We start from the raw sequence: 15,245 nt of genomic DNA on the forward strand, positions 1-15,245 counted from the left end.
ATGAAAAAAATCTCACTGGTGCTTTCAATGGTACTTTTTACCATTGCTGGCGCATTCGCGCAAATTGAAAAGCCGGTTACCTGGGCATATTCTGCAAAGAAAACCGGAAATAACGAAGCTACAATATATTTAAAAGCCACGATTGAAGACAGATGGCACATTTATTCTCAGAACGTTAAAGATGGCGGTCCGGTAAAAACTACTTTTACTTTTGCTCCTTCTAAAGATTTTAGTCTTGTTGGTAAAACAGTCGAGCCTAAAGCGATTGTAAAATACGAGAGTACTTTTAAAATGAACGTGAGCTATTTCGAAAAGTCTGTTATTTTTCAGCAAAAAATTAAGCTAAATAAAGGTACAACAGTTGCAAAAGGTAAAGTAGAATTTATGGTTTGTAACGATAAGCAATGTCTTCCACCAGAAGAGGTTGAATTTAGCGTTCCGGTTAAATAGTTGACAACAAAATAATTACAAACAGTCCCGACAAACTCGGGACTGTTTCTTTTTAAAGTAAAATCTACGTGTGGTAAAAAGCTGTTAATAAAATTATTATTAATTTCACCGCTTCATTCAAACACACACAAAGCGCACAAATGAAAAAGGTTTTATTATTGTTATTAATGGCGGCGATGTTTATTGCATTACCGGCCGTTAAAAGTTACGCACTTGTAACGCAAGATACCACAGCAACGGCCCCACCCGATGATATTGTTTTTACTGAAGTAGGATCGGCACAAGATAGTGCTGCGAATAGCCTGGTAAAAGATTCGGTTAAAAAAGATACTGTTAAAGTAGATAAAGCTGCAGCTGTTGCTAAAGATGCGGCGCCAAAACAATCTTTATGGGTAACTTTTGGCCTGGGCCTGTTGGCGGGTATCGCAGCCTTTTTTCTTCCTTGTATATTTCCGATGGTTCCGCTAACGGTTGGTTTTTTTACCAAACGTGCAGAAAGCAGGGCAAAAGGAATCAGAAGTGCCATTATTTATGGCTTATCCATCATCGTAATTTATGTTGGTTTAGGCGTAATTATTACGCTGATTTGGGGTGCCAGTGCATTAAACGAGATTTCTACCGATGGGTTTTTTAATATTTTCATCTTCCTAATATTGATTGTTTTCGGTGTTTCCTTTTTGGGGGCATTCGAAATCACACTGCCAAGCTCTTTTGTTAATAAGCTCGATGCCAAATCAGATTCGAAAGGCCTGAGTGGAATCTTTTTCATGGCAGCAACTTTAGCTGTTGTTTCTTTTTCATGTACCGGTCCATTAATCGGAACATCGCTGGTGGCTATTAATACCGATTTACTAACACCAGTAGTGGTGATGTTTGGCTTTTCGTTATCATTAGCCGTAATTTTTACCCTGTTTGCCATTTTCCCGAGCTTAATGACAGGCTTGCCAAAATCAGGCGGATGGCTAAATTCGATCAAAGTGTTTCTGGGTTTTCTGGAATTGGGTTTATCTTTAAAATTCCTTTCAACAGCCGATTTAGCTTATCATTGGGGCATCTTAGATCGCGAAATTTTCTTAGCCATCTGGATCGTTTTAGCCTTAATTTTAGGTGTTTATTTATTGGGAAAAATCAAGTTTTCGCACGATAGTGACCTTCCGTATGTTTCGGTTCCAAGGTTATTTATAGCTACTGCTACTTTTGTTTTCGCCATTTATCTTATTCCGGGCTTGTGGGGTGCTCCTTTAAAAGCGGTTAGTGCTTTGGTTCCGCCTTTGTCTACTCAGGATTTTATTATTGGCCAGGATAGCGGATCAGGGGCTGGTCAAAGTACAGCCTCAAACCATCCTAAAAGAAAATATGCTGACTTTTTACACATTCCACATAATATTGATGGTTTCTTTGATTATGAAGAAGCGCTTGCTTACGCCAGGGAAGTAAAAAAACCGTTATTTCTAGATTTTACCGGACATGGTTGTGTAAATTGCCGCGAAATGGAAGCAAGGGTTTGGTCCGATCCGAGAGTGCTTAAGAGGTTAAAAGAAGATTATATTGTGGTTTCACTCTATACAGACGATAAAACCGATTTGCCAGTTGCCGAACAGTTTGAGTCTAAAATACTGGGAACCAAAGTAAATACTGTAGGAAAGAAATTTAAACACCTGCAAGCAGAAAGATTTAACACGATTTCGCAACCATATTACGTACTTTTGGGTACTGATGAAAAGGAATTAGTTTCGCCACCTATCGGTGTCGAATTTGATATAGACAAATATTTGCAATACCTGGATAAGGGATTATCCAAGTTTGCTAAGAAATAAACAAATGAGCAAAATTAAGAATATTGGTGTTTTAACCTCAGGCGGTGATTCGCCGGGTATGAACGCCGCAATAAGGGCCGTAGTGAGGGCCTCTATTTATTATGATATTGAAGTAACCGGGTTTATCCGTGGTTACGAAGGGTTGATCAGTAACGATTTTATGCCCATGGACCGTAAATCTGTGGCCAATATTATCCAGCGCGGAGGAACAATCTTAAAAACAGCACGAAGTGAAGCATTCAGGACTGTAGAGGGCCGGAAAACTGCTTACGAAAATTTAAAAGCCAAAGGAATAGATGCGCTGATTGTAATTGGTGGCGATGGAACCTTTACCGGGGCGAATATTTTTTCAAAAGAATTCGATTTTCCGGTGGTAGGCTTACCTGGTACCATTGATAACGACCTTGCGGGTACCGATTTTACCATTGGTTACGATTCGGCTATCAATACCGTAATTGATGCAGTTGATAAGATCAGGGATACTGCAGAATCGCACGACCGTCTTTTTATTGTTGAGGTGATGGGGCGCGATTCGGGCTTAATTGCTTTAAGAAGCGGTATCGGGGTTGGTGCAGAAGCCATTATGATTCCGGAGGCAAACATGAATGCCGACGATATTTTGCACAAACTGGAGCACAGCCGAAAAGATAAAGCATCGAAGATTATTATTGTTGCCGAAGGCGACGATACCGGAGGTGCCTTTAAGGTAGGTGAAATTTTGCAGGCAAAATACCCGCATTATGATACCAAGGTTTCTATTTTAGGCCATATTCAACGGGGAGGAAAACCAACTTGTATGGACCGTGTTTTGGCCAGCCAGTTAGGCGTTGCGGCAGTAGAAGCGCTAATTAAGGGCGAAAACAGTGTGATGATTGGTCAGGTGAACCGGGAGATTACTTTTACACCTTTCGATCATGCCATCAAACACATCGATGCTGAAAAAGTAAGTACGAAATGGTTAAAACTGATCGATATACTTTCGTTTTAACCAAAACATGATATAAAAGAAAAGTCTTTCCCGCACCGGAAAGACTTTCTTGTTTTTGCTTAGTTTCGCTATAAGCAAATATCTTAATCTTCTAAAATTACAGCTGTACCATTGGCACTTACCATCAGCATACTGCCTCCGCTGCCAACTGTTTCGTAATCTAAATCTACGCCAACAATAGCATTCGCTCCAAGTGCAGCCGCATATTGTTGCATTTCATTAACAGCAGTATCTTTTCCTTCTCTTAAAACACGTTCGTAAGAGCTTGATCTGCCTCCAACAATATCAGTTATCCCTGCAAATAAATCTTTAAAAATATTTGCGCCGATAATGGTTTCTCCGGTAACTAAACCGATATATTTTACAATTTTTCTGCCCTCAACTGTAGGCGTTGTGGTTACTAACATAGTTTCAGTTTTTTAATAATTAGAATATTATCCTGCTAAAATGTTACAAAAATTTTGAACACCCTTTTTTAAGCCGTTCTCATTTCGAAAAATAAATTTATGTAATCTCATCCGGTTTCGCATCACTATTAAAAACCGATAGTTATGAAACCTTCTAAAACCCTTCTCCTCTCCTTTTTCCTTTTGATTGCATTTTTAGTGCAGGCTCAAATGCCGGTACTCAAAGTTCAGCAAACCGAAGATGAGACACAAAAACAAGCAGTAAAGCTTAAAAAACTGAATATAGACGTACAGATTACCGGAAATATTGCCACCACGGTAATGACCATGACATTTTATAACAGCAGCAACCGGATACTGGAAGGCGAACTAACCTTCCCAATGCCCGAGGGTGTAAGCATAAGCCGCTATGCGCTGGATATTAATGGAAAAATGCGCGAGGCTGTACCGGTTGAAAAAGCCAAGGCAACAGAGGTTTTTGAAAGCATAGAGCGCCGCAGGGTTGATCCGGGCCTTTTGGAGAAAGTAGAGGGTAATAATTTCAGGACGAGGATTTACCCCTTGCCTGCCAACGGAAGCAGGACTATTGTTGTTGGTTATGAAGAAGAGCTTAGCTTTAATAATGGAAATGCCCTGCGCTACCATTTGCCATTAGACTATAACCAGGCAGTAGAAAATTTTACGCTAAAAACTACGGTTTTTGAAAGTGTTTTAAAGCCTCAGCTTAGCGAGCAACCCGATGGCAGCTTTGATTTAAAAGCCAATGGGAACACTTATGTTGGCGAAATCAATAAAAGCAATTACAAGCCAAAACACGGCTTAACGATAAATTTGCCTAAACGCAGCGATTTGCCAGAAGTTCAGATGCAAAAAGCATCGAGTGGGTATTACTTTTTAGTTAATGTGTTTCCGAAAGTACAGAGCAGGCCCCGCCAATGGTCTAACCAGATTGGTTTAATCTGGGATACCTCTTTAAGCGGTTTACAGCGCGATACTAAAAAAGAACTGGAACTTTTAGGTCGTATTATTAAGCAAAAGCAAAATCTAACCATCCAGTTGGGTTTGCTAAACAATGGTTTTAAGCAGGCCGGTAGCTTTACTATTTCGAATGGAAACTGGAGCCAGCTCAAAAATAAACTGGAAAACCTGGTGTATGATGGCGGTACTAATTTTAGCGCTGTAAACACACGCGCTTTTCAGGCCGATGAATACCTGTTGTTCAGCGATGGCCTGTCAACCTTTGGGCCAAATGTAATTTCGATCAATAAACCAGTGCATACCGTAAATACAGCTTTAAAAGCTGATTATAGCACTTTGAAGTACATCAGTCAGAAAACGGGCGGACAATTTATAAACCTCAATTCCACCGCGGTTAACGAGGCCTTTAAGCAGCTTAACGAGCAGAACCTGCAGTTCTTAGGAATTAAAAACGGATCAGACGTGCGCCAAACCTATCCCTCGGTGCACGTTAACGTAAACGGAAACTTTTCTTTGGCGGGAATATTAAACGGGATCAACACTGGGTTTGTGCTGCAGTTTGGTTACGGCAATACAGTGGTATCTGAGCAGGAGGTTCGCTTAAACGGTACAGAACATACTTTTAACAGCATCAATGTGAGCCGGGTTTGGGCACAGAAGAAAATTGCCGAAATGGATATCCAATATGAAGCCAACAAAGACGATATAAGCGTTTTAAGTAAACAGTTTGGCATTGTTACGCGGAATACCAGTTTAATTGTGCTCGAAAATCTCGATGATTACCTGCGCTATGATATTGTACCGCCAGCAGAATTGAGGCAAGAATATGAGGCCGTTTTAAAACAGCGCAGAACAGCGATTCTGGAACGTAAAACAGATTTGCTTAATGCTGCTGTGGCGATGACAAAAGAATTAAAAATTTGGTGGAATACGGAGTTTAACCAGGAAATTGAGAAGAAAAAAGAAGGTTACCCCGATCCGGGACTGGCAGTTATACAAGGCGACATCAGCGCGAATGAACAGGCCGCTACATTGAGAAGGAACGAGGTAATCAGAACACAAGAAGCGCGCGTTGCCCCTTCTGTTGGCGTAGCAAGAAAAGCTGCTGAGCGAACAAATGAATTAAATGAAATAGTGGTTGTGGGTTATGCTGCACAGGCAAAACAAGCCTTAACGGGAGCTGCTGTAACACGGCTTAAAGCAAAAGAAACTAATGGTTTTCTGGAAGGTAGGGTGGCCGGCCTAAGCGTGCAAGATCGAAAGGCTGTTGTAGTAGATAAACGGCCGGTGATTGTTATTCCGGAGTTTAAAAGTGATAAGGGATATATGAAAAGCCTTATGGGCAAACCAGACAGCGCTTATCAGGCTTATTTAAAAATGCGTTCCGATTATATCAGCACACCTATGTTTTATTTTGACGTAGCCAACTGGTTTTACCAGCAAAAAGATAGTGTTAGGGCTTTAACTATTTTAAGCAACATTGCCGATTTAGATCTTGAAAATGCAGATCTCTATAAAACACTGGCTTATAAACTCAAGCAAACCGGTAATTATAACGATGAAGTATTTATTACCCAAAAAGTTTTACAATGGCGGCCAATGGATGCACAAAGTTACCGCGATTATGCTTTAGCCCTGGCAGATGTTGGTCAGTATCAAAACGCTTTAGATAATTTATACAAAGTATTAACGCAAAGTTACAATAGCCAGATTGCCAGAAGGGATCAGGGGATTGAAGAAATTGTAATTGCTGAGATCAACAATTTAATTGCCCGCCATGGCAATAAATTAAGTACAAAAGATATCGATAAGCGATTAATTCAGCCTTTGCCTGTAGATGTACGTGTGGTATTAAACTGGAATAAAAACGATACCGACATCGATTTATGGCTTACTGATCCGATGGGCGAAAAAGGTTATTATGGTAACTCAAGGACAAAAATCGGTGGCAGGATCAGTAATGATTTTACAGCAGGTTATGGGCCCGAGCAGTTTATGATTAAAAAAGCGCCCAAAGGGAAATACAAAATCGAGGTAAATTACTACAGCGATAGGCAGATTACCATTAGCGGGCCAACAACCGTAACTGCAGAAATTTATACCCAATATGCAACCGGGAAACAGCAGCGTAAAGTAATTGTAATGCCGCTTGTGGCCAATCAGGGAAAAGGGAGTTTTGTTGGGGAATTTAATTTTTAATAAGATGATTACACCGATTAAAAGATTACACTGATTGGATAGCCTTTCAATTAAGCCGTCGTTTCGACTATCGCATAGCGAAATCTAAAACCAGATTTCCTGCTGTAATCGAAATGACGGTTTTTTTTAACCTGGCTTACAGCAATAAACCTGCTACCTCTTCCCAGGTGTTTACACGTTCGTATTGGGTAATGAGTAAATTGTGGGGCGAAGTAAACAAAAGCGGCCGGCCTTTGAAGCCTACAAAATTTTTAATGCGGTCGTCGATCAGGATATCCACTTCAACAATTTTATTGCCACAGAACATAATGTGCTGCCAATCGATAAAAGGGAAATGCTCGGCCATCCAGTCGTACTTGTCAATTAGCGAATTACGGAATTCCATAGCCGCCGAAACAATATATACATCGTATTTTTCTTGCAGGGCCTTAATTACCCGCTGGCTATCGGCAATTACTTCCATATCGCGAAAAAAGCCGGGTTCATTAATGTACTCGAACCATTTTTGGTTAACTTCTTGCGGAACATGGTGGTAAATTTCATTTCCCGCGGCTATTTTCAAATCGAGCGGTACGTTATAATCGCGGTTATACAGTTTAATAAATTTTCCGAGGGCATCGGCAATCACCTCGTCCATATCAATCGCAATTCTTTTCATTTTGTATCAGCAAATATTTTGATTGTAAATATCCAGAAAACAAAGAAATTAAAGTATGTTTTTAATTTACAGTATTTTAGTTATCTTTGCAGCCCCGCAGCATGTAGCTCCGGGAACTATGTTGAATACATAAATACAAAAAGAAATGGCAACTAAAATCAGATTGCAAAGATTCGGTAAAAAAGGTAAGCCTTTTTTCCACGTTGTGGTAGCAGATTCTCGCGCTCCACGTGATGGTAAATTTATTGAGCGTTTAGGTTCATACAACCCAAACACCAATCCTGCTACTATCGAAATTAACTTCGAAAAAACTTTAGCTTGGGTAAACAGTGGTGCAGAGCCAACTGATACAGCTCGTGCAATCCTTTCTTACAAAGGTGTTTTATACAAAAAACACTTAGAAGGTGGTGTTAAAAAAGGTGCTTTAACTCAAGAACAAGCTGACGAGAAATTTGCAGCATGGTTAGACGCTAAAGCTGGTAAAATCTCTGGTAAAACAGAAGGTTTAGCTACTTCTAAAGCAGATGCGCGTAAAGCAGCATTAGCAGCAGAAGCTAAGAAAAAAGAAGAAAAAGCAGCAGCAATCGCAGCTAAAAATGCACCTGTTGTAGAAGAGGTTGTTGAAGAAGAAGCTCCAGCTGTTGAAGCTGAAGCAACTGAAGAAGCTCCTGCAGCAGAAGCTACTAAAGAAGAAGGAGCAGAATAATTTAATTATTCCGTTTTACAAAAATAGCGTTCCGAAATCCGGAACGCTATTTTTATTGATACCCATTTCCGCTATATGAAACACGAAGAAGCATTTTACGTTGGTTACGTTACAAAAACAAGAGGTTTAAAAGGAGAAGTCCAGGTATTTTTCGAATTCGACGAATACGAACAACTCGATTTTGATGTGGTTTTTGCTGATATGAACGGCAAACTTGTACCTTACTTCGTGGCATCGGCAAAGCTGCAAGCCAATAAAACAGGTTATTTTAACTTTGATGATGTTGACCACATTGACAAAGCCCAGCCGCTGCTAAAAAAGAAATTATATCTACCAATTGCGCAAATGCCTGAGCGCGATGAAAATGAATTCTTTTATACCGATTTAAAAGGCTTTATGGCTGTTGACGAGGCGCTTGGCGAATTGGGTGAGATTTTAGAAGTTAATGAATATCCCCAACAGTTTGTAGCCACCGTGCTTTATCAGGAAACCGAGATCCTTTTTCCTTTAAATGAAGATTTTATTGTTGAAATTGATGATGAGGAAAAGATTTTAACACTCGATTTGCCAGAAGGCCTGCTCGATGTTTATTTAGAGAAATAAGCATGGCCGAAACTTTTTAAGCAGGATTTTCGTTTTACCTGTTATGAGGTGCTTATCTATTTCAATAATTGCTGTACTCCTTATTTTAGGCTGTAACCGTAAAGAAAATAAAACCGCACAGACTGCAAAGGTGCATCAGGTAAGTCAACGGGATTCAATTGAAGCCTTGGGCTTAAAAGCATTAACTGCTTTGCAAGCTAAAGATTACGATGCTTTTGCCGCACTTTTTCATCCCCTTGATGGTGTGCGTTTCTCGCCCTATGGCTTTATCGATCCCACGCACAAACAAGTGCTGGCCAAAGACTTTCTTGAAGCCATAAACCGGAACTGGATTTTAACCTGGGGCCATGTTGACGGAAGTGGCGAGCCCATTAAAATCAGAGTAAAAGCTTACATAGACAAGTTTATTTACAATGCCGATTATTTGCATGCGCCACAGAAAAGTTTCGATGCGGTGATTGGCAAAGGCAATTCGATTGATAACCTTAAAGAGACCTATCCACAGCTTCATTTTACAGAGTATCATTTTAAAGGCTTTGATGAAAAGTACAAAGGCCTCGATTGGACCAGCTTGCGGTTTGTCTATAAAAAATATAACAATGCCTATTATCTGGTTGCCGTTATTCACGATCAGTGGACGATTTAAATGGCTAAATAACTTTCCTTTATGGAAATTACACTAATCTGCATCATAACTTAAAATCCGCTGTTATGATCAGAAAATTATACCTCTCACTTTTATTTTTTACGCTATTTGGCGCGACTGTAAATGCTCAGAACGCCACTGTTGTAGAGATTGAAAAACTCTCTCCTCCAGAAAAATTATTAAAAGAAACGGCTACAAAAGATTTGCCGGATTTATATCGCAGTGCGTTCGAAAAAACTTCAACATTGCCCGATAGCCTGGTTTTTTATCAGGATCACCCCTTTTTAACGGGCTTGTTTAATGCCTATAAAGATCACAGACCCGTAGTTTTGTCGCCCGATATGATTTGGTTACTTATTAGTCAGGGATTTGCAAGGCATATCGATAACAACCGGGAAGCTTTAAGACATAAACTGGTTAATTTTGAAGGTCGTAAAGTGCTAACTGTAATGGCCAATGATATCAAGCTAGGTAACGCCAACAGTAACTGGGAGGCACTTTTTCCTCAGTTTAATCAGCAAATAAGTCTGTTTACCGGAAAGAAGTTTGTTAAAAATCTAACTGCAGATTTTAGCACCACCACTCCTACTACTAAAATCGCATCGGAAATTACTTTGATGGACGGTATGAAATCGTACTTTGTATACCAGGTTATCCTCATTGGTTGCGGCATCCCCAGGGTAACCTTAGAAGGAACCGTTGAAGACTGGGAAAAAGTGCTTCAAAAAATAAAATTTATTAAGCAATACGATTTAAACTGGTGGACAACAGAACTCGAACCCATTGTAAAAGAAATTATCCTGGCCAAAAAAGGCAAGCCAAATAACCAGTTTTGGATGAACATGATTAAAGTGCATACCACCAAAGCTTATGGTACCATTAATACCATAGACGGCTGGATTATCAAACTTTTTCCTTACAATAAAAAGGGGCTAAAAACCAATTTCAAGCCCATTTCTGATATTGGCGGGCTGGCATCGGAGCTGGTAAAGGTTCCTTTTGTATTGGAGAATAAAGAAGATAGCAAAACTTATAACATGGAGTTTTGGGCTGGTTTTGTTGGTTTGAAGCAATATAAAGCTGATTTTTCATTAAAGCCCGAAATTGGCTGGGCCATTAGCTCGCCAGTGGAAAACGGGGCTACCATGAGCAAATCTGATGCCTTGAGCGTTTATAACATTACAGACATACCCAACGAAGTTTACACCGCTAAAAATCTGCGTGTGCTCGAACTCAGTTTTAAAAACCAGATAAAAATACCCGATCAACTGGCTGAGATCAGTATTTTAACACTTAAGCTGCATGGTAAGATAACCGAAGAAGAAGAAAAGCGGATTTTTAAGCTTTTCCCTAAAACGCAGATTATCATCAATGATAAAGGGCCAGAACTGAAAGTAATAAAAGGGATCAGGTAAAAATCTACTTTGGTTTAAAGACTTCAGACTAAAGACTTACCTTTGCGCTATGCGTTTCGATATTATAACTGTTTTACCCGCCCTGCTGGAAAGTCCTTTTGCCCATTCAATACTGCACCGCGCGCAGAAAAAAGGGATTGCCGAAATTGTGGTACATAACTTACGTGATTATGCTACCAATAAGCAAAAAAGTGTAGACGACTATCAGTATGGTGGTGGAAGTGGTATGGTTATGAGTATTGAACCTTTTGCTGCCTGTATTGAAAAGCTTCAGGCGGAGCGCGAGTACGATGAAATCATTTTCATGAGCCCCGATGGTGTTACCTTAAATCAAAGCACGGCCAACGAGCTTTCCATTAAGAAAAACATCATTATCCTTTGCGGGCATTATAAAGGCATAGATCAGCGCATCAGAGATATATTTGTAACCAGAGAGATCTCTGTTGGTGATTATGTTTTAAGTGGTGGTGAACTTCCTGCAGCCATCGTGGTAGATGCTGTGGTACGCTTAATTCCTGGCGTGTTAAACGATGAAACATCGGCTTTATCCGATAGTTTTCAGGGAGAATTGCTTGATGCACCCGTATACACCCGGCCGGCCGATTGGCGCGGACATAAAGTACCCGATGTTTTGTTAAGCGGACACGAAGCTAAAGTAAACGAATGGAGACACGAACAAGCTCTCGAGCGGACCAAAACACGTCGCCCCGATTTGCTTGAATAAAACGGACGATATTTCTACCCTGTAAAAATACCCTTTAGTGGGTATTTTGTACTTCCTTGTGCTATACTATTTTAGCAGATATAAAGCCGGTTAGATTTCAAATTTGATTTTTCTCTTTTGGATAAAACGGCGCGAACGGAAAACAGAGAATTTGTTGTAAATAAGCGGGCGATGTGTTATTTTAGGAGACTTGCCTTCAACCTCCTTTTATGCCAAAACAGATCGTTATTTGCGATGACCATTTACTTTTTTTAAATGGCATTTCAGAATTGCTTAAAAACACCGGAAATAACTATTGCATTTTTAAATTTAGCGATGTGCACTCCTGCAGGCAACATTTAATGCAACACACAGCCGATGTTTTTATATGCGATTTAAACATTAACCACAGCGACGGTTTTTTGTTGCTTGAGGAATTGAAATCTCAGTTAAAAAGTACAAAAACGATTATCCTTACTGCTTATTATGAAGATTTTCTGATTCAAAAGGCGAAGAAATTGGGCGTTGATGCTTTTCTGAAGAAGGAAACACCCGCCGAGGAGCTGATTGAGATCATAGAGTCGGGTAAAAACAAGGAGTTTTATACCAATAAGAATTACAAGAACGGCAATAGTGTGTACAGCACTATGGATAATCCGATTATCAATAAATTCAGGATCTCTAAACAGGAAAAAGAAATTATTAAATTAATTATTAAAGGACTTACAAGTAAAGAAATTGCTGATGTGCTGTTTATCAGCATAACAACTGTTACCACCCACCGGAAAAATATCCACCGGAAACTGGAAATCAGCAACAGCAGTTCGCTCATCAAATTTGCTCATGAGAATAATCTACTTTCTTAGCCTTCTGCTATGCTCCTATTGCTCATGCGCACAAAATATCCATAAACAACTATCCATTACATCTGGTTACGCAGTAGATACAAATTCTGCCTGGAGCCGGGGCAATCTTCAATCGCAACAACTTTATCCTTTTAAACCGTACGAAACGGTTAATATCGGTTACAATAAAAACGCAGCAGTATGGTGTAGGTTTGTCCTAAAAAATAACAGCGCATCGCAATGGGCAAAAACCTGGTTGTGCTTTAATAACAACCATATCGATAGCCTTACGCTTTACGACGCTGCGGTAGCGAAAACCATTGGCGATAGAACGACCAGTCAGAGCCCTTTTATCGAAACACTGGCATTTGAGCTTAATTTGCAGCCTAGTGAGGAGAAAACAATTTGGGTCAGGGTAAAAAAAGTGACTTCTTATCTAGACTTCTCTTATAGTTTAGAAAGTCAGACGGATCTGGAAGCAAGGTCGTCGCGCAAAATAGCCCTAACCTCTTTTTTTCTAGGTATTGTTTTTTTGCTGCTCATGATCAATGGAATATTGTTTTTCATGACTAAAAACAGATCGTACCTCTACTACATCGCTTATTCCATACTTACGGCCTGTTATGCTGCCATTACCACCAATTTTGCCAAACACATCATGTTTCCGCAGTTTCGGTTCTTTAGCGAAGGCAGAGTTTATGTTGGGGCACTTTGGTATATAGCACTCAGCTTTTTTCTCGATCATTTTTTAAAATTGCGCGAAAATCAACCCATCAAGCATAAAATTGTAATTGTGTTCAATGGTATTAATTTTTCGCTGATTGTGATTTCAATTTCGCTATTGGTGCTTTACCCTGATGTTGAATTCCACTATTTTTTTATACTGGGTTATATCGTATTTCTGGCTTCAATTATTTTACTGTTCCTTTCGGCATTGTCGCATGTAAAAATCGAAAGAACACAGGGTATTTATGCTTTGTTTGCCTTTTTGCCACAGCTTATTTGGGGTGCCAGCCTCATTTTAAAAACTTTCGAAATTATTCCCTACGCAATGGGTGGTAACTGGATGTTGTTTATCAGTCTGTATGAGGTGTTTTTGTTTGGCTATGTACTATCCAGAAATTACATTGACATCTTTTTGAAGAACAATGATTTGATGCAGGAAATTATTTTCGAAAAAGAGAGTTCCCTAAAAACGATCAGTGAAGTTCAGCTACGTGAGCGCAGAAATATTGCGAATATTATTCACGATAGAGTGGGCAGTAAAATTGCCTACATCATGCATCTGTTTGATATGCAGAATACTAAACTGGCCAAACAAACCATTGGTGAACTGGCAGAAGATATCAGGGATATTTCACATAAAATCCTTCCGAAAGCACTTGATGACGGCGCACTAGTGGCCAGTTTACAAAGCCAGCTCAAAACCTTAAATGCAGGTTCAACAGATACCAGGATTGAACTTTTTTGTTATGATTTCCCAGAGAAAGTAAACGAGGTCTGGGTTTACGATTTATACCTGATTTCGCTCGAAATTATCAATAATGCCATAAAACACGGTCAGAGCAGCTTAATTACCCTCGAATTTTATCAATACAGCAAGCACTATCACTTTCAGTTTGTAGATGATGGGATTGGTTTTGATATGCAGAAAATCAGCAAAGGTTTCGGGTTAGATAATATCGAAAAACGGATTCACTATTACAATGGTAACTTCGAAATCAACAGCGTTAAAAACGAGGGTACCATTATTCAGATTAATATTCCAACCTAATTTTCATGCCATTTCTCTTCGTGATATACCCTTTATTGGGTATTTAAACCTGTTAGGCCTTCATGTATCTTGGTTGCAATAAAATCTTAATCAGATAAACATGAGACAGCTATTTACAACAATGTTTTTAAGCATATTGGTTATTGTGGCCAATGCCCAAAATGTAGTACCCAAGCGAAACGCCAGTGGGAAATACGGATTCATAGACAAAAGCGGGAAAGAGGTAGTTCCTTTTAAATACGACGATGCCGGATACAATTTTGAAGACGGCATAATAAAGGTTAAGCTGAATGCCAAATATGGCTTTATTGATGAAACCGGAAAGGTGGTAATCCCTATCGTTTATGATGAGGTTCGTGGTTTATCCGAAGGCTTAATTGGTGCCTTAATTAATGGAAAATTTGGCTTTATAGACAAAACAGGCAAAACAATAATCGCTTTCAAGTATGATTACGGAACTTACTTTAAAGAAGGCTTTACACCAGTTGAAAACGGTAAAAAATCGGGCTACATAGATAAAAATGGTAAGGAAATCACATCCTTAAAATACGATGTTGCTTTTGATTTTCATGAAGGTATTGCCAAGGTTAGATTAAACGAAAAGTATGGATTTATAGATAATACAGGGAGAGAAATTACACCTTTAAAATATGAAGATGGAAATAACTTTAAAAATGGCTTTGCCAGTGTTAAACTGAAGGATAAATGGGGGTTTATTGATAAAACAGGCAAAGAAATTACCAGGTTTAAATACGACTATGCAAAAGATTTTTCGGATGGGGTTGCTCCCGTTGAAAAGAATAAACTCTATGGCGCCATTGATAAAAACGGAAACGAAATTATTCCTTTCAAGTATCGGTTCATAGCTGAGTTTGTGGATGGTTTAGCCAAAGCCGGGCTTAATGGAAGAGAAGGGTTTATAAACAGAGCCGGGGAAGAAGTTATCCCTATTAAGTACGATGCAGTAGGCGAATTTAAAAATGGAGCAGCTATTTTCAGGTTAAATGGCAGATGGGGATCGTTTGATAAAACAGGAAAAGAAATTACCAAATAATC

The 15,245-nt window shown here is 39.4% G+C and carries 14 protein-coding genes; 12 read left to right on the forward strand and 2 right to left on the reverse strand.

Going from position 1 to position 15,245, the window contains the following annotated elements; genetic code table 11:
• The 3 genes from HWV58_RS14610 (at position 1) to pfkA (ending at position 3,255) form a co-directional block, all read left to right on the forward strand.
• Positions 1 to 450 carry a protein-disulfide reductase DsbD N-terminal domain-containing protein gene (locus HWV58_RS14610; RefSeq protein WP_175634806.1) on the forward strand — a complete coding sequence of 150 codons (450 nt, stop codon included), beginning with the start codon at positions 1 to 3 and terminating at the stop codon, positions 448 to 450.
• Between the two features lie 140 nt (positions 451 to 590).
• Positions 591 to 2,267, forward strand: coding sequence for a protein-disulfide reductase DsbD family protein (locus HWV58_RS14615; RefSeq protein WP_175634807.1), 1,677 nt, complete (start codon positions 591 to 593; stop codon positions 2,265 to 2,267).
• Positions 2,268 to 2,271: 4 nt separating this feature from the next.
• Complete coding sequence (pfkA, locus tag HWV58_RS14620; protein WP_175634808.1) at positions 2,272 to 3,255, forward strand: 6-phosphofructokinase; 984 nt, start codon at positions 2,272 to 2,274, stop codon at positions 3,253 to 3,255.
• An 83-nt stretch (positions 3,256 to 3,338) separates the two neighbouring features.
• Here the strand turns inward: pfkA and HWV58_RS14625 are convergent, their stop codons facing one another.
• On the reverse strand, positions 3,339 to 3,662 hold the full coding sequence (locus HWV58_RS14625; RefSeq protein WP_025141635.1) for a heavy metal-binding domain-containing protein: 324 nt from the start codon (positions 3,660 to 3,662) through the stop codon (positions 3,339 to 3,341).
• Positions 3,663 to 3,806: 144 nt separating this feature from the next.
• On the opposite strand from HWV58_RS14625, the gene HWV58_RS14630 reads away from it, so the two are divergent.
• Positions 3,807 to 6,839, forward strand: coding sequence for a VIT domain-containing protein (locus tag HWV58_RS14630; RefSeq protein WP_175634809.1), 3,033 nt, complete (start codon positions 3,807 to 3,809; stop codon positions 6,837 to 6,839).
• A 136-nt stretch (positions 6,840 to 6,975) separates the two neighbouring features.
• Here the strand turns inward: HWV58_RS14630 and HWV58_RS14635 are convergent, their stop codons facing one another.
• On the reverse strand, positions 6,976 to 7,497 hold the full coding sequence (locus tag HWV58_RS14635) for a 5' nucleotidase, NT5C type (RefSeq protein ID WP_235972735.1): 522 nt from the start codon (positions 7,495 to 7,497) through the stop codon (positions 6,976 to 6,978).
• Positions 7,498 to 7,642: 145 nt separating this feature from the next.
• Between HWV58_RS14635 and HWV58_RS14640 the strand changes: the two genes are divergently transcribed.
• The 8 genes from HWV58_RS14640 to HWV58_RS14675 all read left to right on the forward strand — a co-directional run bounded on the left by HWV58_RS14640 (position 7,643) and on the right by HWV58_RS14675 (position 15,243).
• Complete coding sequence (locus HWV58_RS14640; protein WP_175634810.1) at positions 7,643 to 8,203, forward strand: 30S ribosomal protein S16; 561 nt, start codon at positions 7,643 to 7,645, stop codon at positions 8,201 to 8,203.
• A 75-nt stretch (positions 8,204 to 8,278) separates the two neighbouring features.
• A complete protein-coding gene (gene rimM, locus HWV58_RS14645) occupies positions 8,279 to 8,806 on the forward strand; it encodes a ribosome maturation factor RimM (protein ID WP_175634811.1) in 528 nt (175 codons plus the stop codon).
• A gap of 43 nt (positions 8,807 to 8,849) precedes the next feature.
• A complete protein-coding gene (locus HWV58_RS14650) occupies positions 8,850 to 9,452 on the forward strand; it encodes a hypothetical protein (RefSeq protein ID WP_175634812.1) in 603 nt (200 codons plus the stop codon).
• A 65-nt stretch (positions 9,453 to 9,517) separates the two neighbouring features.
• Entirely contained in the window at positions 9,518 to 10,867 is a 1,350-nt protein-coding gene (locus HWV58_RS14655) for a DUF4419 domain-containing protein (protein WP_175634813.1), read from the forward strand.
• Between the two features lie 49 nt (positions 10,868 to 10,916).
• Positions 10,917 to 11,591: a tRNA (guanosine(37)-N1)-methyltransferase TrmD gene (trmD, locus tag HWV58_RS14660; protein WP_175634814.1), complete on the forward strand. Its 675-nt coding sequence runs from the start codon at positions 10,917 to 10,919 to the stop codon at positions 11,589 to 11,591.
• Between the two features lie 209 nt (positions 11,592 to 11,800).
• On the forward strand, positions 11,801 to 12,436 hold the full coding sequence (locus tag HWV58_RS14665) for a response regulator transcription factor (protein WP_175634815.1): 636 nt from the start codon (positions 11,801 to 11,803) through the stop codon (positions 12,434 to 12,436).
• Positions 12,414 to 14,189, forward strand: coding sequence for a sensor histidine kinase (locus HWV58_RS14670; RefSeq protein WP_175634816.1), 1,776 nt, complete (start codon positions 12,414 to 12,416; stop codon positions 14,187 to 14,189). Before HWV58_RS14665 ends, HWV58_RS14670 begins: the two co-directional genes overlap by 23 nt.
• Positions 14,190 to 14,289: 100 nt before the next feature.
• Positions 14,290 to 15,243 carry a WG repeat-containing protein gene (locus HWV58_RS14675; RefSeq protein ID WP_175634817.1) on the forward strand — a complete coding sequence of 318 codons (954 nt, stop codon included), beginning with the start codon at positions 14,290 to 14,292 and terminating at the stop codon, positions 15,241 to 15,243.
• The last annotated feature ends 2 nt before the right edge of the window (positions 15,244 to 15,245 follow it).

The sequence above is a fragment of the Pedobacter ghigonis genome (genome assembly GCF_903166585.1).
Taxonomy (GTDB): domain Bacteria; phylum Bacteroidota; class Bacteroidia; order Sphingobacteriales; family Sphingobacteriaceae; genus Pedobacter; species Pedobacter ghigonis.

Bases quoted from the DNA above. Each gene is read 5' to 3' on its own strand.
- HWV58_RS14630 (WP_175634809.1), top strand. From the start codon at position 3,807: ATGAAACCTTCTAAAACCCTTCTCCTCTCCTTTTTCCTTTTGATTGCA.
- HWV58_RS14610 (WP_175634806.1), top strand. From the start codon at position 1: ATGAAAAAAATCTCACTGGTGCTTTCAATGGTACTTTTTACCATTGCT.
- pfkA (WP_175634808.1), top strand. From the start codon at position 2,272: ATGAGCAAAATTAAGAATATTGGTGTTTTAACCTCAGGCGGTGATTCG.
- rimM (WP_175634811.1), top strand. From the start codon at position 8,279: ATGAAACACGAAGAAGCATTTTACGTTGGTTACGTTACAAAAACAAGA.
- HWV58_RS14615 (WP_175634807.1), top strand. From the start codon at position 591: ATGAAAAAGGTTTTATTATTGTTATTAATGGCGGCGATGTTTATTGCA.
- HWV58_RS14625 (WP_025141635.1), bottom strand. From the start codon at position 3,662: ATGTTAGTAACCACAACGCCTACAGTTGAGGGCAGAAAAATTGTAAAA.
- trmD (WP_175634814.1), top strand. From the start codon at position 10,917: ATGCGTTTCGATATTATAACTGTTTTACCCGCCCTGCTGGAAAGTCCT.
- HWV58_RS14655 (WP_175634813.1), top strand. From the start codon at position 9,518: ATGATCAGAAAATTATACCTCTCACTTTTATTTTTTACGCTATTTGGC.
- HWV58_RS14635 (WP_235972735.1), bottom strand. From the start codon at position 7,497: ATGAAAAGAATTGCGATTGATATGGACGAGGTGATTGCCGATGCCCTC.
- HWV58_RS14650 (WP_175634812.1), top strand. From the start codon at position 8,850: ATGAGGTGCTTATCTATTTCAATAATTGCTGTACTCCTTATTTTAGGC.
- HWV58_RS14670 (WP_175634816.1), top strand. From the start codon at position 12,414: ATGAGAATAATCTACTTTCTTAGCCTTCTGCTATGCTCCTATTGCTCA.
- HWV58_RS14675 (WP_175634817.1), top strand. From the start codon at position 14,290: ATGAGACAGCTATTTACAACAATGTTTTTAAGCATATTGGTTATTGTG.
- HWV58_RS14640 (WP_175634810.1), top strand. From the start codon at position 7,643: ATGGCAACTAAAATCAGATTGCAAAGATTCGGTAAAAAAGGTAAGCCT.
- HWV58_RS14665 (WP_175634815.1), top strand. From the start codon at position 11,801: ATGCCAAAACAGATCGTTATTTGCGATGACCATTTACTTTTTTTAAAT.